At 66.5% G+C, this 22,351-nt stretch carries 24 protein-coding genes; 6 read left to right on the top strand and 18 right to left on the bottom strand.

Going from position 1 to position 22,351, the window contains the following annotated elements; translation table 11 throughout:
- Positions 1–26 precede the first annotated feature (26 nt).
- From G6N38_RS05070 to G6N38_RS05085, 4 genes are all read right to left on the bottom strand, one after another.
- Positions 27–1,313, bottom strand: a complete 1,287-nt coding sequence (locus G6N38_RS05070; protein WP_407662974.1) for an RNA 5'-3' helicase PhoH2 — start codon at positions 1,311–1,313, stop codon at positions 27–29.
- Positions 1,314–1,530: 217 nt separating this feature from the next.
- Positions 1,531–2,358: an acyl-ACP desaturase gene (locus G6N38_RS05075; RefSeq protein ID WP_163746536.1), complete on the bottom strand. Its 828-nt coding sequence runs from the start codon at positions 2,356–2,358 to the stop codon at positions 1,531–1,533.
- A gap of 60 nt (positions 2,359–2,418) precedes the next feature.
- Complete coding sequence (locus G6N38_RS05080) at positions 2,419–3,885, bottom strand: glycine hydroxymethyltransferase (RefSeq protein ID WP_163746537.1); 1,467 nt, start codon at positions 3,883–3,885, stop codon at positions 2,419–2,421.
- Positions 3,886–3,895: 10 nt separating this feature from the next.
- Positions 3,896–5,116 carry a DUF885 domain-containing protein gene (locus G6N38_RS05085; RefSeq protein ID WP_163746538.1) on the bottom strand — a complete coding sequence of 407 codons (1,221 nt, stop codon included), beginning with the start codon at positions 5,114–5,116 and terminating at the stop codon, positions 3,896–3,898.
- 30 nt (positions 5,117–5,146) lie between these two features.
- Here G6N38_RS05085 and coaA point away from each other — a divergent pair, with 30 nt between their 5' ends.
- Positions 5,147–6,085, top strand: coding sequence for a type I pantothenate kinase (gene coaA, locus G6N38_RS05090; RefSeq protein ID WP_163746539.1), 939 nt, complete (start codon positions 5,147–5,149; stop codon positions 6,083–6,085).
- A gap of 4 nt (positions 6,086–6,089) precedes the next feature.
- Here the strand turns inward: coaA and G6N38_RS05095 are convergent, their stop codons facing one another.
- The 5 genes from G6N38_RS05095 to G6N38_RS05115 all read right to left on the bottom strand — a co-directional run bounded on the left by G6N38_RS05095 (position 6,090) and on the right by G6N38_RS05115 (position 9,738).
- Positions 6,090–6,521, bottom strand: a complete 432-nt coding sequence (locus G6N38_RS05095) for a hypothetical protein (RefSeq protein WP_163746540.1) — start codon at positions 6,519–6,521, stop codon at positions 6,090–6,092.
- A 39-nt stretch (positions 6,522–6,560) separates the two neighbouring features.
- Complete coding sequence (locus tag G6N38_RS05100) at positions 6,561–6,971, bottom strand: hypothetical protein (RefSeq protein WP_163746541.1); 411 nt, start codon at positions 6,969–6,971, stop codon at positions 6,561–6,563.
- A 116-nt stretch (positions 6,972–7,087) separates the two neighbouring features.
- Positions 7,088–7,507 (bottom strand): hypothetical protein, encoded by a 420-nt coding sequence (locus tag G6N38_RS05105; protein WP_407662975.1) that lies wholly within the window; start codon positions 7,505–7,507, stop codon positions 7,088–7,090.
- 63 nt (positions 7,508–7,570) lie between these two features.
- Positions 7,571–8,941, bottom strand: coding sequence for a hypothetical protein (locus tag G6N38_RS05110; RefSeq protein ID WP_163746543.1), 1,371 nt, complete (start codon positions 8,939–8,941; stop codon positions 7,571–7,573).
- Complete coding sequence (locus tag G6N38_RS05115; protein WP_170314151.1) at positions 8,941–9,738, bottom strand: (2Z,6E)-farnesyl diphosphate synthase; 798 nt, start codon at positions 9,736–9,738, stop codon at positions 8,941–8,943. Before G6N38_RS05115 ends, G6N38_RS05110 begins: the two co-directional genes overlap by 1 nt.
- 53 nt (positions 9,739–9,791) lie before the next feature.
- On the opposite strand from G6N38_RS05115, the gene trhA reads away from it, so the two are divergent.
- Positions 9,792–10,526, top strand: a complete 735-nt coding sequence (gene trhA, locus G6N38_RS05120; RefSeq protein WP_163746544.1) for a PAQR family membrane homeostasis protein TrhA — start codon at positions 9,792–9,794, stop codon at positions 10,524–10,526.
- A gap of 14 nt (positions 10,527–10,540) precedes the next feature.
- Here trhA and G6N38_RS05125 read toward each other — a convergent pair whose 3' ends face one another.
- From G6N38_RS05125 to mca, 4 genes are read right to left on the bottom strand one after another with little or no spacing between them, the layout of a single operon-like run.
- On the bottom strand, positions 10,541–10,906 hold the full coding sequence (locus G6N38_RS05125; protein ID WP_163746545.1) for a nuclear transport factor 2 family protein: 366 nt from the start codon (positions 10,904–10,906) through the stop codon (positions 10,541–10,543).
- Between the two features lie 10 nt (positions 10,907–10,916).
- Complete coding sequence (locus tag G6N38_RS05130) at positions 10,917–12,917, bottom strand: thioredoxin domain-containing protein (protein ID WP_163746546.1); 2,001 nt, start codon at positions 12,915–12,917, stop codon at positions 10,917–10,919.
- Positions 12,901–13,197: a hypothetical protein gene (locus G6N38_RS05135; RefSeq protein WP_163746547.1), complete on the bottom strand. Its 297-nt coding sequence runs from the start codon at positions 13,195–13,197 to the stop codon at positions 12,901–12,903. The genes G6N38_RS05130 and G6N38_RS05135 overlap by 17 nt, the downstream gene beginning before the upstream one ends.
- Positions 13,194–14,066, bottom strand: coding sequence for a mycothiol conjugate amidase Mca (mca, locus tag G6N38_RS05140; RefSeq protein ID WP_163746548.1), 873 nt, complete (start codon positions 14,064–14,066; stop codon positions 13,194–13,196). Before mca ends, G6N38_RS05135 begins: the two co-directional genes overlap by 4 nt.
- 143 nt (positions 14,067–14,209) lie before the next feature.
- Here mca and G6N38_RS05145 point away from each other — a divergent pair, with 143 nt between their 5' ends.
- The 3 genes from G6N38_RS05145 (at position 14,210) to G6N38_RS05155 (ending at position 16,044) form a co-directional block, all read left to right on the top strand.
- Positions 14,210–14,644, top strand: a complete 435-nt coding sequence (locus G6N38_RS05145; RefSeq protein WP_163746549.1) for a DUF4307 domain-containing protein — start codon at positions 14,210–14,212, stop codon at positions 14,642–14,644.
- Positions 14,645–14,876: 232 nt separating this feature from the next.
- Entirely contained in the window at positions 14,877–15,371 is a 495-nt protein-coding gene (gene greA / locus G6N38_RS05150; protein WP_163746550.1) for a transcription elongation factor GreA, read from the top strand.
- A 13-nt stretch (positions 15,372–15,384) separates the two neighbouring features.
- Positions 15,385–16,044 (top strand): GOLPH3/VPS74 family protein, encoded by a 660-nt coding sequence (locus tag G6N38_RS05155; RefSeq protein ID WP_163746551.1) that lies wholly within the window; start codon positions 15,385–15,387, stop codon positions 16,042–16,044.
- On the opposite strand, the gene G6N38_RS05160 is transcribed toward G6N38_RS05155, so the two are convergent.
- The 5 genes from G6N38_RS05160 to G6N38_RS05180 form a co-directional block, all read right to left on the bottom strand.
- Entirely contained in the window at positions 16,036–17,208 is a 1,173-nt protein-coding gene (locus G6N38_RS05160) for a cystathionine gamma-synthase (protein WP_163746552.1), read from the bottom strand. The genes G6N38_RS05155 and G6N38_RS05160 overlap by 9 nt on opposite strands.
- A gap of 27 nt (positions 17,209–17,235) precedes the next feature.
- Positions 17,236–17,823 (bottom strand): Rv1078 family RDD domain-containing protein, encoded by a 588-nt coding sequence (locus tag G6N38_RS05165; RefSeq protein WP_163746553.1) that lies wholly within the window; start codon positions 17,821–17,823, stop codon positions 17,236–17,238.
- 13 nt (positions 17,824–17,836) lie between these two features.
- Positions 17,837–18,538, bottom strand: a complete 702-nt coding sequence (locus tag G6N38_RS05170; protein WP_163746554.1) for an Rv1078 family RDD domain-containing protein — start codon at positions 18,536–18,538, stop codon at positions 17,837–17,839.
- A gap of 150 nt (positions 18,539–18,688) precedes the next feature.
- Positions 18,689–20,083, bottom strand: coding sequence for a cystathionine beta-synthase (locus tag G6N38_RS05175; RefSeq protein WP_163746555.1), 1,395 nt, complete (start codon positions 20,081–20,083; stop codon positions 18,689–18,691).
- Between the two features lie 33 nt (positions 20,084–20,116).
- Positions 20,117–21,181: an alpha/beta hydrolase gene (locus G6N38_RS05180; protein ID WP_163746556.1), complete on the bottom strand. Its 1,065-nt coding sequence runs from the start codon at positions 21,179–21,181 to the stop codon at positions 20,117–20,119.
- Between the two features lie 190 nt (positions 21,182–21,371).
- Between G6N38_RS05180 and G6N38_RS05185 the strand changes: the two genes are divergently transcribed.
- The gene (locus G6N38_RS05185; protein WP_163746557.1) at positions 21,372–22,337 is read left to right on the top strand and encodes an SGNH/GDSL hydrolase family protein; all 966 of its coding nucleotides are present in this window, start codon (positions 21,372–21,374) and stop codon (positions 22,335–22,337) included.
- The last annotated feature ends 14 nt before the right edge of the window (positions 22,338–22,351 follow it).

The raw sequence follows: 22,351 nt of genomic DNA on the forward strand, positions 1-22,351 counted from the left end.
GACCGATCCCTGTCCGCGCGCCGTTATCAGGGCAGTGCGCCGGGGCTGATCTCCTCGAGCATCTCGGTGACCAGTGCGGCGATCGGCGAGCGTTCGCTGCGCATCAAGGTGACGTGCGCGAACAGCGGGTGGCCCTTGAGCTTCTCGATGACCGCGGCCACACCATCGTGGCGCCCGACCCGCAAGTTGTCGCGCTGCGCAACGTCGTGGGTCAGCACCACCCGCGATCCGCTGCCCAGCCGCGACAGCACGGTCAGTAGCACGTTGCGCTCCAGCGACTGTGCCTCGTCGACGATCACGAACGAGTCGTGCAGCGAACGGCCGCGGATGTGGGTCAGCGGCAGCACCTCGAGCATCCCGCGGGAGAGCACCTCCTCCAGGACCGCCGGTGAGGCCAAGCCCTCAAGGGTGTCGAAGACGGCTTGCGCCCACGGACCCATCTTGTCGCTCTCGCTGCCCGGCAGATAGCCCAGGTCCTGTCCGCCGACGGCGTACAGCGGCCGGAACACCACCACCTTGCGCTGAGTGCGTCGCTCCAGCACCGCCTCGAGGCCCGCGCACAGCGCGAGCGCCGACTTACCGGTGCCGGCTTTACCACCCAGCGACACGATGCCCACTGATTCGTCTTGCAGCAGATCGAGTGCGACGCGTTGTTCGGCGGACCTTCCCCGGAGGCCGAACACTTCGCGATCCCCGCGCACCAGCTGAACCTTCTTGTCCGCGTTTACTCGGCCCAGTGCGCTCGAATTGGCACCGAGCAGCCGAACCCCGGTGTGACACGGGAGATTACGCGCATCCTCGAGGTCGATCTCACCATCAGCGAAGATCGCGTCGATATCCTCGCCGGCAACGTCAAGCTCGGTCATCCCGGTCCAGCCGGAGGTGATCACGTCCTGGGCGTGGTATTCGTCGGCCGAGAGGCCCACCGCACCGGCCTTCACCCGCAGCGGAATATCCTTGCTGACCAACGTGACTCGTTTGCCCTCGGCAGCGAGGTTGGCGGCGACGGTAAGGATGCGGGTGTCGTTCGTCTCGTTACGGAACCCGGACGGCAGCACCGTCGGATCGCTGTGGTTCAGCTCGACATGCAGTGTTCCGCCTTGCGTCCCAACGGGAATGGGCTCATCGAGACGACCGTGTTCCAGACGAAGATCGTCGAACAACCGCAGCGCCTGTCGGGCGAACCAACCCAACTCGTGGTGGTGGCGTTTGGCTTCCAATTCACTGATGACCACGAGCGGTACCACCACTTCGTGTTCAGCGAACCGGGTGCACGCCCACGGGTCGGACAACAGAACTGAGGTATCGAGCACATACGTCCGAACGGGAGACTGCGAATCGGTCACTGGGCGCTCCTCAGGTTCACGCGGTCCCCGCGAACCCCTCGGCGGACACTGCGGCACCAGGACCGGGACCGGTCCTGTCGTAGTCAAAACGATAGGTACCGCCCGGACAGCAGAGCATGTCGCTAGCCATCGGAACCGACGCTACTCCGGTCTTAGCCCGCGCGCCGACCGGCGCGCCGCCGCGCTATGAGCGAACGAATTTCTTCAGCACCGGCTCGTCGCCAAGACCCCATGCCTTGATGCGATCGGAGACGACTTGGCGCGAGGCGTCGAAGCCGAAGATGCCGGCCTGCTCAACGTTGCGCAGCTTGTCCTGGTACTCGATGATGTCGCCGCCGACCACACCGAATCCCACTGCGCGGCGGTTGATCGAGTTGATCGCCGAGTCGCGATGAGTTTGCAGGCAGTGTGCGACGAGATTGGCAAAGAACGCTTCGTGGCGCTCCTCGTCGGCGGCGATCCGCCCGACCAGGCCCTTGAGCACCGGCTCGGTGATCTTGGCTTCGAGGTTGCGGGTGAACACCGCGTGCGCCCGCTCGTAGAGTGCCATGAACACCAGCGTCTCGATCTGGCTGAACTGGTCGGCCCGATAGCCGCGCATAACGTGCTGGACTCGGACGTCCTCGTTGGCCGTCGGGTCGAAGTTGCGGGTCACCACCAGGTAGTTCCGCAGCGCGATGGCGTGCAGGTTCTCCTCGGCGGTCCAGCGGCCCAACCAGCGGCCCCACTTGTCCTGCAGGATGAAGTGCTCGACCAGCTCGCGGTGATACCCGGCGAGGTTGTCCTTGGTGATCAGGAGGATCTCGAGGGCATCGACGATGTCGGCGGGCAGCGTCACCTGGGCGGGATCCCAGTCCGTGCCGCCCAGGAACGCGAAGTTCTCACCCTGGTCGAACGGGACGTAGTCGTGGCCGTACCACTCGTCGGCGGTCTCCAGATACTGGGCCAGATTGTTGGCCACAATCGGCTCAAGCTCCAGGGTCAGCGCGTTTGCGACAGGTTTCTGTGCCATGAAGTAACTGTAACTCAAAGACACGGATGTCCGAAAATTCGGCCATCGGCGTTTCGTCTCTCAGAGAGTCAGGCCCGGGTACAGCGGATTGGCGGCCAGCAGTTCGGCGGAGGCGGCGTGAACCCGGTCCGCGGTGCCGTCGGCCAGCTTGTACTTGGCCTTGGATGTTCCCTCGGCCTGCGTGTTGGACAGCACGTCGACCACCAGCTCAGCGACCCTGTCGAACTCGGCCGGACCGAAACCGCGGGTGGTCAGTGCTGGGGTACCAAACCGAATGCCGCTGGAGTACCAGGCCCCATTCGGGTCGTTCGGGATCGAGTTGCGGTTGGTGACGACGCCAGCGTCCAGCAGCGCAGACTCGGCCTGGCGGCCGGTCAGCCCGAAGGACTGCACGTCGAGCAGCACGAGGTGGTTGTCGGTGCCGCCGGTGACCAATCGCGCCCCCCGCTTGAGTAGACCCTCGGCGAACGCCTTGGCGTTGTCGGCGACCCGTTGGGCGTAGGTCTGGAACGCCGGCTGGCGAGCCTCGGCCAGTGCGACGGCCTTGGCAGCCATCACGTGCGACAGCGGGCCGCCGAGCACCATGGGGCAGCCCTTATCGACGGCGGGTGCGTATTCCTCGGTGGCCAGCACCAGTCCGCCTCGCGGACCGCGCAGTGATTTGTGCGTGGTGGTCGTGGTGACGTGGGCGTGCGGCACCGGGTCCTCGTCACCGGTGAAGACCTTGCCCGCGACCAGGCCGGCGAAGTGGGCCATGTCGACCATCAGGGTGGCGCCGACCTCGTCGGCGATCTCGCGCATGGTGGCGAAGTTGACCCGCCGCGGGTACGCCGAATAGCCGGCCACCAGGATCAGCGGCTTGAACTCACGGGCGGCGGCGCGCACGGCGTCGTAATCGATCAGCCCGGTTTCGGGGTGGGTGCCGTAGCTGCGCTGGTGGAACATCTTGCCGGAGATGTTGGGCCGGAAGCCGTGGGTGAGATGCCCACCGGCGTCCAGCGACATGCCCAGCAGACGCTGGCTGCCCAGCCGCGCGCGCAGCCGCTCCCACTCCGCCTCGGACAGGTCATTGACGTTCTTGACGCCGAGTTCGGCCAGCGCGGGCGACTCGACCCGGGTGGCCAGAATGGCCCAGAACGCGACCAGGTTGGCATCGATGCCCGAGTGCGGCTGGGCGTAGGCGTAGGAGGCACCGAACAGCTCACGCGCGTGCTCGGCGGCCAGGCTCTCCACGGTGTCGACGTTCTGGCAGCCGGCGTAAAAACGGTGCCCGATGGTGCCCTCGGCGTACTTGTCGGACAGCCAGGTGCCCATCGTCAGCAGCACCGCCGGCGAGGCGTAGTTCTCGCTGGCGATCAGTTTGAGCGAATCCCGTTGATCGGCAAGCTCTTTACGGGTGGCCGCGGCGATCCGCGGCTCGACTGACTCGATGACCTCGAGCGCGGCGCGGTAGGCCTCGCTGGCGGTGGCGGCATAATCCGCGCCCGGGGCGGGCACGTGCGTCGAAATCGTCGAGTCTGCGGTCATGGCCACAAGCCTATCCGCGCACGTCGACACGCAACGCCGAGGGGATCAGCGGCTCGTCGAGCAGCCGCCCGAACCGCTCGGTCAAGCCCACCCCGGCGGGCCGGTCGTCCAGCCAAGTCCGCAACAACCGGTAGCCCTCGACGTAGGTACTCGTGTAGGCCCGCCACAGCGGCGAGGACAGGAACCGCAGCATCTGCCGGGCCCGGGTGTCGTCCACCAGCAGCCAGCGCTGCAAGAAGGCGACGACGTCGTCGACATCGCGATGCTCGTCGTGCAGCATCAGTGCCGCGTCCTGGCGCACGTCGGCCAGCGCCGCCGTGGCCTCGGACAGCGCTTCGGCCCGCTCGCCGTCGAACCGCAGCCCCAGATCGGCGTAGATTTCGGCCGCCCAGCGCCCCCAGCCCGGCCCGACCGCGGCGTGCAACGCAAGATCGGCCAGCCCTTCGGCCATCAGGCACTGCGGGGTGTTCACCAGGAAGATGGTCTGCTCCTGCTGATCCAGCCCGGCCACCAGCCCGGCTTCCTTGCGGCAGTGCTCGGTGTGATGGCCGGGATAGGACTCGTGCGCCACCAGTCGGGGCAGGTTGGCCATCTGCTGCTTGAGATCGGCGTTGACCGCCACCGTCGAGCGATAGTTGCCCTCGTAGTAGTTGAAGCCCGACCACGGTTTGTCGGTGACCACCTCGTAGACGATTGTCTCGGCATCCGGCAGCGGATACGTCGCACGGACGATGTCGCGCAGTGCGCTGGAGAACGCGTGCATACATTCCTCCAAGCGCTCTGGCGGAATCTCGTCGGCGCGGCGGTGGGCCTCCATCCGCTCGGTCAACGGGCCACTGCCACCGAGCACCTCGTCGATGCGGGCGTGCGCGGCGCGGTAACGCTCCTGGTCGCCACGGCTGATCTCGACGTCGAAATAGTTGCGCACCTCGTCGACGAAACCGACCTGCTCGCCGGCGAACTTGCGCGCCGAGAACGCCAGGGCACGCAGGTGCGCGCCGATGAAGTCGGCGCGCTGATCGGTGAAGCCCGATTCGCGCGGCACCTGCGGCAACTCAGCCAGCAGCCGGTCAGCCTGGCGGGCCAGTTCGGCCGGCTCGGGAGCGGGTTCGTCGGCGACCGCGCGCCGCAGTTCGGGGTCGCCGGTGAAGGAGTCGACGTAGCCCTCCTCGATGCGGTCGAAACGCAAGCCGAGGGTCAGGTAGTCGCGGATGAGGGTGCCGGGCTGCATGTCAACCAAGCTAACTGCAAGACTGGCACGATGGCGCGGCTGAGTGAACCCAGCCCTTACGTCGAGTTCGACCGGAGTCAATGGCGTTCACTGCGCATGTCGACCCCGTTGAAGCTGACGGAGGACGAGTTGGTTGGGCTGCGCGGTCTGGGTGAGCAGGTCGACCTGCTCGAGGTCGAAGAGGTCTACCTGCCACTGGCCCGGTTGATCCATCTGCAGGTGGCTGCCCGGCAGCGCCTGTTCGCCGCCACCTCCGAATTCCTCGGCGAACGCCAGCAGAGTCCGGACCGGCCGGTGCCGTTCATCATCGGTGTCGCCGGCAGCGTGGCCGTCGGGAAGTCCACCACCGCGCGTGTGCTGCAGGCCCTGCTGGCCCGCTGGGAGCACCACCCCCGCGTCGACCTCGTCACCACCGACGGCTTCCTCTACCCCAACGCCGAGCTGTCTCGTCGAAACCTCATGCACCGCAAGGGTTTTCCGGAGAGCTACAACCGTCGCTCACTGATGCGCTTCGTGACTACGGTGAAGTCCGGCGCCGACCAGGTGTGCGCCCCGGTGTACTCACACCTGATCTACGACATCGTCCCCGGTGAGAAACACGTCGTCACCCACCCAGACATCCTCATCCTCGAAGGGCTCAACGTCTTGCAGACCGGTCCGACCCTGATGGTGTCGGATCTGTTCGACTTCTCGGTGTACGTCGACGCCCGCATCGAGGACATCGAGCAGTGGTATATCGACCGCTTCCTGGCGATGCGGGCCGGCGCGTTCGCCAACCCGGCATCGCACTTCCACCACTACGCGGGATTAACCGACAGCCAGGCGGTCGCGGCCGCCCGCGATATCTGGCGGTCCATCAACCGGCCGAACCTGATCGAGAACATCCTGCCGACCCGTCCGCGGGCAACCCTGGTGCTGCGCAAGGACGCCGACCATTCGATCAACCGGTTGCGGCTACGCAAGCTCTAGTCGGTCAGTTCGCGTCAGTTGTCGGCGCGCCGGTGAGCGGGTTGAGCCGCAGCACCGGTATCGGGAACGAGAACTCCGCCTCGACGGCGTCGGGATGGCCATAGAGGCCGATTGTGTAGACGCCCGCGGCATACACCGTGATCGGCAGATGATGGGCGAAGACCCGGAATTTCACCGGCACGCCCGGATTGTCCGGCCACTGCCAGGCGAACTCCAGCAAGCCGACCCGCTCCCCCTCCGGCGACTTCGCGACGATGAAGCGGTGCGGCTCGTAGTCGCTACCCCCGCTGGTGTGCACGGCCAACACCAGCGGAACGGTGATCTGCGCCGGAAGACTCTCGACGTAGCAACTGGTCATCGGGAAGCCTTCTGCGGTGACCCCACCCGCTTCTTCCAAGACCGCCTTACGCGCGGCGGCGAACGCTACGACATGCATGGCGCAACCCTAGTCATCGCCGCGCCCCAACGGGCCCAATCACCTCTTGATGCGGCGCGTCCCGAGGTATTGCAGGTCGGCGAACACCAGCGTGTACAGGCCACTGGCCAGTGTGGCGACCACGCCCGCAGTGGTCAGGACGCCCGAGTCCGCCACCACGACCAGTACGGCCGCAACGGTGAAGATCAGGTTCGCGATCATCGTGGCGATGCCCGCCGGCCGCACCCGCTGCAGCCCGGCCGCAGCGAACACCACGATCCCGTAGACGACGAAGCCGGCCCCGACGATGTACTCGGCCGCCGTCGGGAAGCCGGTGAATCCGGAGAGCGGTCCTGAGGTGGCCATCAGCGCGATACCGGCCAGTGCGGACAGCACGGCGTCGGCACGCATGGCGAGCCGCAGCAGCGAGTCCGACGGCTTGGTGGCAGTGGTGCTGGACAAAGTGGTCATGAAAGTTCCCTTCGTGGTTGGTGATTGGTGGTTCGACGCGGATGACCTTGAAGTGCCGGTGCGGGGCGGCACGCCGTAACCTCTTGCGGCGGCGCCCCACACCGGCGGGGCGGGAGTCACACCAGACGGCGCACTCCGAGGTACTGCAGGACAGCGAATGTGGCGGTGTAGAGACTGGTGGCCAGCACGGTGATCACCCCGAATGTGGTCAGTGGCAACACCCCAACCTCGGCGATGGCCAGGAATCCGACCGTGCCCACGCCGTTGAACACCGCCATGGCGGTACCGACCCGGCGAAGGTCGGGCATGGCGGCCAGCGCGTAGACGACAAGCCCGCAGAGGACGAACGCCGCTCCGGCGATGTAGCCCTGAGCCGCGGTCAGGCCCGTCAGCCGCGCCAGCGGGTCGGCCATGGCCGCGATCGCCAGTCCGAGCCCGCCGGTGAGCGTGGCGTCCAGGCGCATCGCGAAGCGCAGTAATGAGTCGGTGGAGTCAGACAGTGGTTGGCTTCTGGTGATGGTCGCGGTCATGTCCATCACGGTGCGCAGAATGCACTGCCAGATCGACGCCGCGCGCTGCCAACTACTGCCAGACCCAGCTCAGGGCTGTGAGACGGCCATCCGGGCGCGCAGATCCGTCGCGATCAACCGGGCTGCAGCGTTCTGCCAGTTGTGCAGCGAGCGCTGCGGCACCTCGGTCACCAACCACTGCCAGGCCTGCCGGGCCACCGGGTCCAGACCGGCGGCGGTGGCGTTCTGCGCGTAGGCCCGAACGCCGACGACGTATGGGAAGTACAGCGAGTTGTAGTAGCGCCACTGCTCGGTGGTGCCGAACTCGCCGCCGTCACGCGGCTTGAGCCGGACGATGTGCTCGGCCAGCAGCGCCTTGAGTTCGTTGGCTCGTTCCACCGGCTGATCGGCCGCCCCGCGGGCGGCCAGCCGCTCGCCGATGACGGGCAACTGAGTCAGTGGGCTGGCGACGAGCTTGGACAGATCGCCGTAGTGGCCCAGCGCGCGCCGGGTCAGTCGGGTGAAGGCTTCGTCGTCCAGCGCATCGAGCGGATTGACCGCGACCAACGGCAACGCAGCCTCGGCGCCGCGCAGCGCGGCCCGTTCGGTGCGCAGGGCCGGCGAGCGCGAGAAGGCCAGCCGGTCCAGCAGGCCGGCCAGCGGGTCGGCCAGCACGTTGATCGCGATCGCGACGGCAAGGCTGGTGAACAACAGCACGGTCAGCGCGGTGCGACCAGGCCCGTCGGCTCCGGTGACTGCCATCCCGATCAGCGCCTGGCCGCCGAACAGCACGGCCACCACCAGGGTTCCGGTGAAGGACCGCAGCATGTCGGCCCGCAGCGCCTGGCCCTCGTCGAACGCATCCCACAACGCAACCGCCACCCCGAGCAGCAGCACGTCGAAACAGGTCGACGCCAACGCCAGCCAGCTTGGCACCAAGCCCAGCGGGATCACCAGGATCGCGTTACCGAGAGCAAAGAACAACGTCGCGATGATCACCACCCCGGTCACCCGGCCCGGCTGCGCGGGCCGTCGCATCGCGGCCACCATCGCCCCCAGCGTCGACACCGAGATCGCCGCGAACATCACCCAGTGCCCGGGCCGCAGCGGACCAACGACGCTGCCTGCCATCACCGCGCCCACCACTGTTACCGCAGCGACGACGCCGATCAGCGTCAGTTCAGTGACCCGGCTGCGCCAGGTGTCGATCGGCCGGGCCAGTTCGAGGACGACGGCGAACCAGGCGACGCCCGGCACCGCGACGAGATAGACCTCGATCTGGCCGAGCAACTCGGCGTGGGCGATGCTGACCAGCCGCACCGCGTCCAGCGCCACCACGGCAGCGAACCCGCACAACCCGATCGAGGCCAGCGCGAGCACCGGCTTGCGCGGGTCACGCGCCAACAGATACAAGCCCAGCCACCAGCTCAGTGTGAAAACCACCGCCGATAGCGCAGCCATTACATGCCGAATCGACGGTGGCGGCGGCTGTAGGCGCGCAGCGCGCGCAGAAAGTCGACCCGCCGGAACGCCGGCCAATGCGCCTCGGTGAACCACATCTCCGAGTAGGCGCTCTGCCATAACAGGAACCCGGAGAGCCGCTGCTCCCCCGAGGTCCGGATCACCAGATCGGGATCGGGCTGGCCGGAGGTGTAGAGATTCTCCGAGATGCCGTCGATCGTGACGGATTCGATCAACTGCTCAGCGCTGGCACCGTTGGCCAGCTGCTTACTCAGCAGCGCCCGCACTGCATCGACGATCTCCTGGCGCCCGCCGTAACCGACGGCAACATTGACGTGAAATGACGCTGTGGGTGCTACCGACGCGGTGCTGTCGACGGCGTCGCGCAGCCGTTTTGCCTGCTCCTCACCCAGCAGCTCCAGATCGCCGACGGTCCGCACACTCCAGCGATTGGCCGGCGCGCAGATCTGTTCGACGACATCGGTGATGATGTCGATCAGCGACGAAAGTTCGTCGGGGTCGCGCTGCAGATTCTCGGTGGACAGCAGGTACACCGTGGCCATCTCGATGCCGGATTCCGCACACCAGCGCAACATTTCGGCGATCTTGGCCGCGCCCATCCGGTAGCCGTACGCCACGTCGTCGTGACCAGCGTCACGAGCCCAGCGTCGGTTGCCGTCGCATAGAACCGCGATATGGCGGGGTAGTTGGGACTTGGAGTGCGCCAGCTCCTGGCGCAGCCGCATCTCGTAGAGCCGGTAGGCCGGATCCTTGAGGCGAGGCGGAATGATCTCCACGACAAACCAGACTACTGTGGTCGTCAGGTAGCACCGGGCGCAACGGAGGTGACATGACGGCAGGAGTCGACACCACCGATCCCCGCCAATCCAAGTCGTCAGATGCGGAGGACTTCCCCGAGGCTGTCGTCGACGCCGCGGTCGAGTTCTTCGGAAAACCGCGGCTGCGAGGCTGGATTCACGTCTATGCGGCCGTCATCGCGGCTATCGCCGGTGCCGCTCTGGTGTCGGTGTCGTGGTCGGTGGAATCGACCAGGGCCGGCATCTCCACCTTGATCTACACGGTGACCATCGTCGCGATGTTCGCGGTCAGCGGCACTTATCACCGGGTGAACTGGACGTCCGCATCCGCCCGCAAGTGGATGAAACGCGCCGATCATTCGATGATCTTCATCTTCATCGCGGGCAGCTACACGCCGTTTGCCATGTTGGCGCTGCCCGAGCGCAGCGGCGTGGTCCTACTGGCCATCGTGTGGGGTGGCGCGCTGGCCGGAGTTCTGCTCAAGATGTTCTGGCCATCGGCGCCCCGCTGGGTCGGGGTGCCGCTCTACCTGCTGCTGGGTTGGGTGGCGGCGTGGTTCATCGTGCCGATCATGAACGGCGCCGGCGTCGCGGCACTGGTGCTACTGATAGTCGGTGGAGCGCTGTACAGCATCGGCGGCGTGCTCTACGCACTGAAGTGGCCGAACCCGTGGCCGACGACCTTCGGTCATCACGAGTTCTTCCACGCGTGCACCGCGGTAGCCGCGATCTGCCACTACATCGCGATGTGGTTCGCGGTCTTCTAGGTCCGGCGGGCGCCTTAGAGCTGAGTGACGTTCTCCGGGCCCCAGTACGCCTTCATCGACGTGATCTGGCCATCGCTGTTGAACGTCATCACCTCGATGACCTCGATCCGCATCGCGCCGGCGACGGTCAGTCCGAAGACGAAGGCCGCCTCTTGCCCACCAGAGCGGAAGTTGAGCAGTTCCGCCTGCACCTCAGCGGCCTCGATCGCCTTGTAGAAGCCTTCGATCGCCTGCCGGCCGATGTGGACTTCGCCGCCGCCCACCGGGTCCTCCAGTGTGGCGTCCTCGGCGTAAAGCGCCGCGACGTCGGCCGCATTGCCGGCGGCGACAGTGCTCAGGTAGCGGTTGACCAGGGCTTTGGGATCGAGGGCATCGCTCATGGGCGGAACGCTACACGGACGCACCCAGCGCGTCGGCGAGTTCCCCGGCGCCGGTGACCGGCAAGTCGCAGATCCGGCCCCGGCAGACGTAGGCGGCGTCGTTTCCGCCGATCCGGTCGCGGCCTTCCAGCAGCGGCGACGAGTCGACGGCCCCACCGACCACGATGGCGCCGCCCGGCGCCAATTGCCTTGCAGCCGAGAGTAATTCAGAATCATGGCTGTCGCTGGCGACGGCCACCTGGAGCGGGCCACGGACCGCAGCCTCGGCGACCGCAAGCCAATGACCGGACGACCGCGGCGCTCGGGCCAGTAGCGGCGAGTGCGCCAGCAGGGTGTCCTCGGCAGCCTGCCCGTAACGGACCGCACGGTCGGCGTCGACCAGATGAGCCGCCGTCAGCAGCGCCTCGGCGATCGAGGACGCCCCCGACGGTGTCGCGCCGTCGAGCGGGTCGGCCGGCCGGACCATCAACTGTTCGGCGTCGTCGGCGGTGTCGAACCAGCGGCCCGGACGTTCCGGGTCGGCGAAATGCCGCAGCGCTACGTCAAGCAGATCGGTGGCGCTGCGCAGCCATTTCTCCTCGCCGGTGAGCTGGTGCAGGGTCAGCAGCCCGGTGGTCAACGTGGCGTGGTCGTCGAGGATCGCCGCACTGTCGCCTACCACTCCGCCCAGGCTGGCCCGCCGCAGCCGACCGTCGACGATGTGCAGTTCCAGTAGGGCCGACGCGCAACGCAGCGCAGCATTCAACAACGACGGAACATCAAGGGCCACACTGGCTTCAGCCAGTGCGGTGATCGCTAGCCCGTTCCACGCGGTGACGATCTTGTCGTCGCGCGCCGGCTGCGCCCTGGTCAGCCGCGAGGCCAGCAACGCCAGCCGCACCCGTTCGAAACGCCCGGCATCGTCGGGATCAGCCAACAACTGCAGCACCGACGTCCCGTGCTCGAAAGTGCCGCGCTCAGTGACCTCGAAAAGCCTTGCGGCCCAGCATCCGTCGTCCTCACCAAGTACGTCGTTCAGTTGTTCAGGGGTCCACACGTAGGTAGAGCCTTCGACACCGGCAGCATCGGCGTCCAGTGCGGAGGTGAACATGTCACCCTCGGCGAGGTCGTCAAGCAGGAACGCCGCGGTCTGGGCTGCGATCCGCCGGGCCAGCGGATCGCCTGTGCGCCGGGCCCAGTGCGCAAAAGCCCGCAGCAAAAGGGCGTTGTCGTAGAGCATCTTCTCGAAGTGCGGCACCACCCAGTCGGCGTCGACGCTGTAGCGCGCGAAGCCGCCGGCCAGCTGGTCGTAGATGCCGCCGCGGGCCATCGCCGTCCCGGTGCGGCTCACCGCCTCCAGCGGCGACGCTGAGCCGGTGCGCTCGAACGATCGCAGCAACGCCTCCAACAGCGCCGACGGCGGGAACTTGGGGGCCCGGCCGAAACCGCCACGCTCGACGTCCTCGTCGCGCAGGATCGCCGCAACGGCGTGGTCGCACAGCGCGGCGTTGATCTCCAGCCCGCCGTCGGGCATACCCGCGGCCATCCGCCGCAGCTCTCCGGCCACCTGATCGGAGGCTTCCTCCACCTCGTCGCGGCGGTTGCGCCACGTCTCGGCCACCGCGTCCAGCAGTTGCAGGAACTGCGGCTTCGGGTAGTAGGTGCCGCAGAAGAACGGCCGCCCGTCCGGGGTCAGGAAGCAGGTCATCGGCCAGCCGCCCTGCCCGGTCATCGCCACCGTCGCGTTCATGTACACCGCATCGAGGTCCGGCCGCTCCTCGCGGTCGACCTTGATGCACACGAAGTCGGCGTTCATCGCGGCGGCAACCTCGTCGTCCTCGAAGGACTCGTGGGCCATCACGTGGCACCAGTGGCAGGCGGCATACCCGATCGACAGCAGGATCGGCACGTTCCGGCCGGCGGCCTCGTCGAGCGCCTCGGGCGTCCACTGCTGCCAGTGGACGGGGTTATCAGCGTGTTGCCGCAGGTAGGGACTGGTCGCGCTGGCGAGTGTGTTACCCGCCGGGCTCATGCGGGGGCCTTCCGAGGTCACGCTCGGAACCTGCGCCCTCGTCTTTTGCCGCGCCGACGGCGTGATCCCCGACGGACTCGCCACCTTCGGCGGGTTGTTCGTCGAAACTCTTCGGCAGCTTCTTGAGGTGCCGGTTCATCGACCAGACCAAGGCGAACACACAGATCAGCAGGATCACGACCACTACCAGACCGATTGGGCTGGCCTTGCCGAAGTCCGGGCCGGTGTTCTTCGGCGGGTCGGCCAGCACCGATACGGCCGTCGTCAACAGGTCTCTCACTCGAAGATCTCGATTCCGGCGAACAGGTCGTCCTCAGGCAACGTGGCGGGCACCCGCGATCGAGCCAATTCGAACTCCTCGGTGGGCCACAATCGCTGCTGCCACTCTATGGGGGTCGCGAAGAAGAATCCGTCCGGGTCGATCTGAGTGGCGTGCGCCTTGAGCGCCTCGTCGCGCTGATTGAAGTACTCCGAGCAGAGCACCCGGGTGGTGACCCGACCCGCGAATACGTCGATCTCGGGATCCCATTTCTTCAGCCAGTCAGCGAACGGGCCCTCCTGGCCATGCTTGGCAAACTCGTCTTGAAGCAGCTGCAGACGGGCCCGCAAGAAGCCATGGTTGTAGTACAGCTTGCTGACCGCCCAGGGTTCACCGGCCTCGGGATACAGCCGGTGGTCGGCGGCGGCTTCGTAGGCGGCCACCGAAACCTGGTGGCAGCGAATGTGATCGGGGTGCGGGTAGCCGCCGTTCTCGTCATAGGTCGTCATGACATGCGGACGGAATTCACGGATCAGCGCCACCAGTGCTTCGACCGGCTGCTCGATAGGCACCACGGCGAAGCAGCCGTCGGGCAGCGGTGGCAGCGGGTCGCCTTCGGGCAGGCCGGAGTCCATGAACCCCAGCCAGCTGTGTTCGACGCCGAGGATCTCGGCCGCCCTCGCCATCTCGTCGCGACGGATGTCGGCGATCCGGCCACGCACCTCCGGCAGGTCCATCGCCGGGTTGAGGATGTCCCCTCGCTCACCACCGGTCAGCGTCACCACCTGAACGCGGTGACCTTCGGCGGCATAACGGGCAAGTGTGGCCGCGCCCTTGCTGGACTCGTCGTCCGGATGGGCGTGTACGGCCATCAACCGCAGTTCGGTCACGTCTCCCCTGTACTTGCTTATCTGCTCTTCATTGCCTTACGTGCTGATGCAACAGTTGCAGCACGCCCTATAGTCCAATAGTTCCATCCGGGGCATGGATACCCGTAATCGAACCCTGCCGACGAGAGACGCACTACACACCGATGACCGATAGTCCCCAGCAGCTCCTCCAGTCCCGATACGGACGCCAAGGGCTACCGCCGGCCACCCGGCGCCGGGTGGCGTTCGCGCTGGGTGTGCTGGTTCTGGCGGCTGGCGTCGTGCTGGCCCTGATCGCCTATCAGCGCTTCGAAGGCAACGACGTCGAAGGCACGATCGCCTCCTATCAGGTCGTCGACAATCAGACCGTCTCGGTGACGATCAGCGTGACCCGAAAGAACCCGTCCCAGCCGGTGCACTGCATCGTGCGGGTGCGGTCCCACGACGGCGCCGAGACCGGCCGCCGGGAAATCCTGGTGCCGCCGTCCCAAGCCGCAACGGTGCAGGTCACGACCCTGGTGAAATCGTATAAACGGCCCTTCGTCGGCGACGTTTACGGCTGCGGAACCGACGTCCCGGGCTATTTGGTCGCGGCCTGATCGACGTCGGCGGAACTAACAGCGAACTGCGAATCTATGAAAACTGACTGTCCTCGCGGTGGTAGACTGGTCGGATACACGGTTCCTGCTGGGAACCGTGTATTGCTTCATTAGCGCGTTTGCTCGCAGCTCTTCGATGGCAATACACGCGGAGTGATCCGCATTTTCCCGGCAGCAACAACAGACTGCAACGCCAAAATGCGCGGAACCAACGAACGAGGAGCGCGACCAAATGACCGATACCCAGGTGACTTGGCTTACCCAAGAGTCGTATGACCGGCTCAAGACCGAGCTGGATCAGTTGATCGCCAATCGTCCGGTCATCGCCGCTGAGATCAACGACCGTCGCGAAGAGGGCGACCTGCGCGAGAACGGCGGCTACCACGCCGCACGCGAGGAGCAGGGCCAGCAGGAGGCCCGGATTCGCCAGCTGCAGGAGTTGCTGAACACCGCCAAGGTCGGCGAGGCGCCCAAGCAGTCCGGTGTCGCACTGCCCGGTTCGGTGGTCAAGGTCTACTACGACGGCGACGAATCCGACACCGAGACCTTCCTGATCGCCACCCGCCAGGAGGGTATCGACCACGACAAGCTCGAGGTCTACTCGCCAAACTCCCCGCTGGGCGCAGCCCTGCTGAATGCCAAGGTCGGCGACACTCGCGAGTACAACGTGCCCAGCGGCAAGACCGTGAAGGTCACGCTAGCCAGCGCGGAGCCCTACCACTCGTAAGTCTTTTACGCGCATGGCGCGCATCGCCGAAGACCTTCTTCTGCTGCTTCTCGACAATGCCGCGGCCCAACCCGGCGTGGAGCCCGCAGTTCTGCAACGGCTGTTGGCCGGTGCAGTATTGCTGGACCTGGCCTACGACTGCCGGATCCGGCCCGCCCTCCCGGATGAACCGGTGCCGGCCGACCGGCTGATCGTCTTGATGGGACCGCCGCCGCTGGATCCCGTTGTGCGCCCGGCATTGGCACTACTACAGGAGGCGCCGATCACGGCGAGCGCCGCGATCGGAAAGCTGCGCAAGCACACCGAGGACCAGGTGCTCAACCAGTTGTTGCGCACCGGACAACTTCATCAGATTGCGCTGTCGGAGAACCGCTTTCGTCGTAATTCCTACGCCTGGCCACTGGCCAGCCGGGCGCGGGTGGATCAGGCGCGTTCGGCGCTCTTGGCGGCGTTGTTCGATGGACATCGCCCCGACCCGGTAACGGCGGCCATCGTCTCGCTATTGCATGTCGTACACGGACTCGGCGCAGTGTTGAGCCTCAACGACCGCGGCTGGCAGTGGGTCGGCGATCGGGCCGGCGAAATCGCAAGCGGCACATGGGTTGACGACCAGAAGATCGCCGATGTCAACCTCGCGGTGACCACCGCGGCGGTGCGGGCCGCGTTAGTTTAGGGCTTGCTCGAGATCGCCCAGCAGATCCGCCGGATCCTCGATACCCACCGAGAGTCGGACCAGGTCGTCGGGCACTTCGAGCTGTGATCCGGCTGTCGATGCATGTGTCATCGCACCGGGGTGCTCGATCAGCGACTCAACCCCACCAAGCGATTCTGCGAGAATGAAAACCTCTGTGCGCGAGCACAACCGACGCGCGGCATCGGCGCCGCCGCGCATGCGCACCGACACCATCCCACCGAATCCGCTCATCTGGCGGGCGGCGACCGCGTGGCCGGGATGATCGGGCAGGCCGGGATAGAGCACCTTGCTTACGGCAGCATGGCCGGCCAGCAGCTCGGCAACCTTCGCGGCATTGGAGCTGTGCCGCTGCATGCGCAGCTCGAGCGTCTTGAGACCGCGCATCGTCAGGTACGCATCGAATGGGCCGGGCACCGCACCGGCGCCGTTCTGCAGGAAGGCGAACTTGGTGTCGAGTTCCTCGTCGTTGGTCACCAACGCGCCACCGACGACATCGGAGTGCCCACCGATGTACTTCGTCGTGGAGTGCAGCACGATGTCGGCGCCCAGATTCAGCGGTTGCTGCAACGCCGGAGAGGCAAACGTGTTGTCCACCAACACCTTCTGACCGGAGACGGCAGCGATCTCGGCGATCCCGGAGACGTCGGCGATCGACAGCAGCGGGTTGGTTGGCGTCTCCACCCAGATCAGCCGGGTATTGGCGGTGATCGCTGCGCGCACCGCGTCGAGATCGGACAACGCCACCGGGGTGTGTTGCACGCCCCACTGGGTGAACACCTTGTCGATGAGCCGGAAGGTGCCGCCGTAGGCGTCGTCAGGGATGACGACGTGATCGCCGGGACGCAGCACGGCGCGCAACGCGCAATCAGTGGCGGCCATTCCGGAGCTGAACGCCCGCCCGAATGTGCCATCCTCGACCGCAGCCAGCACCGCTTCCAGCGCTGCCCGCGTTGGGTTGCCGGTGCGGGCGTACTCGAACCCGCCGCGCAGGCCACCGACTCCGTCCTGGGCGAACGTGCTACTCGCGTAAATCGGGGCGTTGACGGCCCCGGTCGCCGGGTCGGGCCGGTATCCGGCGTGGATGGCCCTGGTCGCGAATCCCTGCGCCCGGTGCCGGTCGGCGGCACTACGTTGCTCACTCATCGAGAGCGAGCCTATCGGCTCAAACCGTCAGAGCGGCACGCAGATCGTCGACATGATTTTATCGGCGATCGTCTGCCGCTTGGCGTCCCACAGGGGGAACAGGTATCCGATGTAGCAGATGATCCCGTCCACGAAGTGGGCGATCTGGCGCACGATGGACAGCCCAAATCCGATCGGCTGACCAGTTCTCTCGCTGATCACCTTGAACTTGAGCACCGACTTGCCGATGGTCGATCCGGTCTTGCCCTGGCGGTAGAGGTTCCACAGCCCGAACACGACCCCGGCGAGGATAAAGACGAAGAGCAGGATCATTCCCAGCCCCGACGGCTGCGAGGTGCAGGACACCCCGTAGTTGTTATCGAGAGTGCTCGACGTGCAGTTGTTCTCACCGGTGGCGAACGCCAAGCCTTCGCCGATACCGACCAGGATGCCGGGCGGGATGGCGTCGATGACCCAGGCGCCGACCCGCTTGATCCACGGCGTGTAAGCCTCCTTGGACAGCACGCCGACACCAGGCGGAGGTGGCGGCGGGTAATTGCCGGGCGGGGGTGGCGGATAGTTGCCCGGCGGAGGCGGTGGGTAGCTACCAGGTGGCGGCTGCGGTGGCTGCGTCATTGATGTCCTTGCGTTAGCGCGGGAGGCAGATAGTCGACATGATCTTGTCGACCAGCGACTGCCGCTTGCTGTCCCACAGCGGGAACAGGACGGCAACGAGCCAGACGATGCCCAGGCACACGTAGGAGGCCACGGCGTACACCACCTCGCGGACCAGGGACAACCAGAAGCCGATTGGCTGCCCGGTCTTTTCGCTGACCACCTTGAACTTCATGATCGATTTGCCGATGCTCGAACCCGTCGTGCCCTGGCGATAACCCAAGTTCCAGATCACGAACGCGAGTGCGGCCAGACCCGCGACGAAGAGCGCCACCTGACCACCTGTTGACGGCTCCGCCGCACAGGTCGAGTCGACGGTGTACTCGCTCGATTCGGTCAAGCACGCGGTGTCCTGGGTGGCGAACCATACGCCCCAGCCGATGCCCCAGATGACATAGGCCGGGACGTAGTCGATAAGCCACGCCACGACGCGGGTGAACCACGACGTGTATGCGCTCTGCGGCAGTTGCGGAACCGCTTGACCCGGGGGTGGTGGTGCGTATCCCGCGCCGGGAGGCGGCGGCGCATAGCCACCCTGCGGCGGCGGTGGCGGCGGATAGCTCCCGGGCGGGGGCGGTGGTGAATAGCCACCGCCGGATGGCGGGGGGAAGCCTCCGGTCGGCGGGGGCTGCGGGGGGTAGTTCCCCGGCGGAGGACCCGGCGGTTGTTCAGTCATGGCACGCCTTCCACTGCTTCAGTGATCACCTGAGGTGAAGCGGCATAAATGTACCTGAGAAGTACCTGCACATCGCGCTAAAGCAGAATCTTCATCCGCCCGATATCTGCGGGCGTTAACCAACAGCAAATATTTGCTTGGGTAACAATTTCAGCGGCGACGGGGCGCGTCGGACAGGAAGCCGAGGAGGTCGTGGCGGGTGATCACGCCGACGGGTTTGCCGTCTTCGACAACCATCAGCGCATCCCATTCCCGCAGTGACTTCGCCGCCGAACTGACCAGCTCCCCCGCCCCGATCAACGGCAGTGGCTGGCCCATGTGCAACGCCACCGCGTCGGCGAGCTTGGCCCGGCCCTCGAACACCGCGGACAGCAGTTCCCGCTCCGAGACGCTGCCGGCCACCTCGCCCGCCATCACCGGAGGTTCAGCGCCGACGACCGGCATCTGGGAGACGCCGTATTCGCGCAGGATGCCGATGGCGTCGCGCACGGTCTCCTGCGGGTGGGTGTGCACCAAGTCGGGCAGTGCACCAGACTTGCCCCGCAGCACGTCACCGACCGTCGGCTCGGCCACCGAACCGTCCAGGCGGGACCGCAGGAAGCCGTAGGACGACATCCACCCGTCGTTGAAGATCTTCGACAGATAACCGCGCCCGCCGTCTGGCAACAGGACCACCACCAGCGAATCCGGCCCAGCCTCCTGCGCCACCTTGAGCGCGGCAACCACGGCCATTCCGCACGAACCGCCGACCAGCAGGGCTTCCTCACGGGCCAGCCGGCGGGTCATCTCGAAGGAGTCGGCATCGGAGACCGCGATGATCTCGTCGGGCACGGACGGGTCGTAGGCGGCCGGCCAGAAGTCTTCGCCGACACCCTCGACCAGGTATGGCCGGCCGGTCCCGCCGGAGTACACCGAGCCTTCGGGGTCGGCGCCGATCACCTTCACCGCGCCGCCGGACACCTCCTTGAGGTAGCGCCCCGCGCCGGTGATCGTGCCGCCGGTGCCCACCCCCGCGACGAAGTGGGTGACCTTGCCGTCGGTGTCGGCCCAGATCTCCGGGCCGGTCGTCTCGTAGTGGCTGGCCGGTCCGTTCGGATTGGAGTACTGATCAGGCTTCCAGGCGCCCTCGATCTCGCTGACCAGCCGGTTGGAGACGCTGTAGTAGCTGTCCGGGTGATCGGGTGGCACGGCTGTCGGGCAGACGACGACCTCGGCGCCGTAGGCGCGCAGCACGTTCTGCTTGTCCTCGCTGACCTTGTCCGGGCAGACGAAGATGCACTTGTAGCCGCGGCGCTGCGCCACCAGGGCCAGCCCCACGCCGGTGTTGCCTGAGGTCGGTTCGACGATCGTGCCGCCGGGCTTCAATTCGCCGCTGGCTTCGGCCGCGTCGATCATCCTGGCGGCGATGCGGTCCTTGGCGCTACCGCCGGGACTGACGTACTCGACCTTGGCGGCGACCAACCCTGAGCCCTCCGGAACGACGGAGTTCAGTTGGACCAGTGGGGTGTTCCCGATCAGCTCGCTGATGTGGGACGCGATGCGCATGCCTACATCGTGTCAGGCCATCGGCAGGGGTGTTCAGCCGGTCGCTTCGCGGATGTACTCGCCGATCTGTCGCAGCGAGCGCTTGGCTTCCGGAATCAGCGGAGCGGCGAGCTGAAAGTCGTGGATCTGTCCGGGCCACACTCGCACCTCGGTGGGTACGCCGGAGGCGGCCAGCCGGCGCGCCGCCAGCCGTGCGTCATGCAGCAGGACCTCCGAACCCGACACATGGATCAGCGTGCGCGGAAGTCCCGGCTCGATGTGGTCGAGCGGTTCGTAGACGCCTTCGGGTTCGCCGTCCACGATGTTCTTGGCGGCCGCCTTGGCGACCAGCGCGACGAGGGCGTCGAAAGCCTTGGGCGGGAACATCGCATCGGTGTGGGCGTTCGGGTGGTTGAGCTTTTGCTCGTGGTCGAGCTGCAATAGCGGCGAGATGGCCACCAATGCGGCGGGCTCCTCGCCGAGGGCCTGCAGCCGCTGCGCCAGCGTCAGCGCCAGATAGCCGCCCGCGGAATCCCCGGCCAGCACGATCTGGTCGGGCTCGTAGCCGCGCATCCGCAGCCACTGATAAGCGTCGTAGCAGTCGTCGACGGCATTGCCGATCGAGTGCTTCGGAATCAGCCGGTAGTCGACGACCAGCACCGGGGAGTCGGCGAACTTCGACAGCGCCACCGAAATCCGGCTGTGGGAGTTCACCCCGCAAGTCAGAAACGCACCGCCATGCATGTAGAGCACAACGCGGCGGTGACCGTCGGCCGGCAGCACGCCAGGGGCGCGAACCAGTTGCGCGGAGGCGTTGGGCAATCCAATCGTGGCGCGCACAGTGCCGGGGGTGGGCAGCAACGCCCGGGCGACGAAGTCCACCAGGCCAAATGGCCATGGCCAGTGGGGGACGTGGCTGAGAACGGACAACGTGGGCCACATGGTGACGCGGGTGCCCATGGAGACCAGCCGCGCCGCGACGCTGGGGCCACTCTCGACAACTTCGACCGGCGCGCCGTCGCTGACCGGATAGCGGCGCGGGCTTGGCCCATCCGCAAGCCCGCTGCCAGCATTGACACGATGTCGGGCCGAGGCCCGGACCTTACTGGGTGCGGTCATCGCAACACTCCCTACGCCAATGTAGATACGTGTCCCGGGCGGTCACGCGAAGCCCGGTGACTTAGCTTGCCACGCGTATTACCTACAACAACTAACGATTTGATTTCTTACCGGATCTGATACCTCTCCGTAATCGCGGGGCCACCGTCGGAGGAGGATTCAAGCCCGAGCAGCACCTAAACTGATGGACGTGGGCATACGCGCTCCGCGAAGGTCGACAACGGCGCTGGCAGCGGCGGGAGTTCTGGCTTCCACCGGTACCGCCGTGCTGGGTGCTCGCAGTTTGCTCAGTGGTCAAGCGGATCAAGTTCGCAGCGTCATCCCCAAATCCTTTGCCGTGCCACCTCGCGCCGACGGTGTCTACGCACCCGGCGGCGGGCCGGTCCAGCGCTGGGAGCGCGGCGTGCCCTTCGACCTTCATCTGATGGTGTTCGGGGATTCGACCGCCACCGGATACGGCTGCCGCACCGCCGACGAGGTGCCCGGCGTGCTTCTCGCCCGAGGGCTGGCCGAAGAGTCCGGCAAGTTGATCCGGCTGTCGACCAAGGCGATCGTCGGCGCGACGTCGAAAGGCCTGTCCGGTCAGGTCGACGCCATGTTCGTGGCGGGCCCGCCGCCGGACGCGGCGGTGATCATGATCGGCGCCAACGACATCACCGCGCTCAACGGACTGAGCGCATCGGCGCGTCGACTCGGCGCGGCCGTCCAGCGGCTGCGCTCCTCGGGTGCCGTGGTGGTCGTCGGCACGTGCCCCGATTTCGGGGTCATCAAGGAGATCCCGCAGCCGCTGCGGTGGGCGACCCGATCACGCGGCCTGCGCTTGGCCCGCGCCCAGGCCGCCGCGGTGCGCACCGCCGGTGGACTCCCGGTGCCACTGGCCGACCTACTGTCGCCGAACTTCCTGCAGGCACCTGAGGTGATGTTCTCCGAGGACCGCTACCACCCGTCGGCGGCGGGATATGCGTTGGCCGCCAACCAGTTATTGCCTGCGCTGTGCCATGCCCTCGGGGAGTGGACGGGGGAAACGGTTCCCGATCTACCGTGGGCCACCCGTTCGGAGGTTCGGGCGCTGACCGACCGGCTTGGCCCCTTGGTGAAGCTGTTGCGCCGCCGCACGACCGGGGTCCCCGCACCGATCGTGGTGCCCGCGAGCTAGGTTCGTGTGCAGTC

The sequence above is a fragment of the Mycolicibacterium helvum genome (genome assembly GCF_010731895.1).
Classification (GTDB): domain Bacteria; phylum Actinomycetota; class Actinomycetes; order Mycobacteriales; family Mycobacteriaceae; genus Mycobacterium; species Mycobacterium helvum.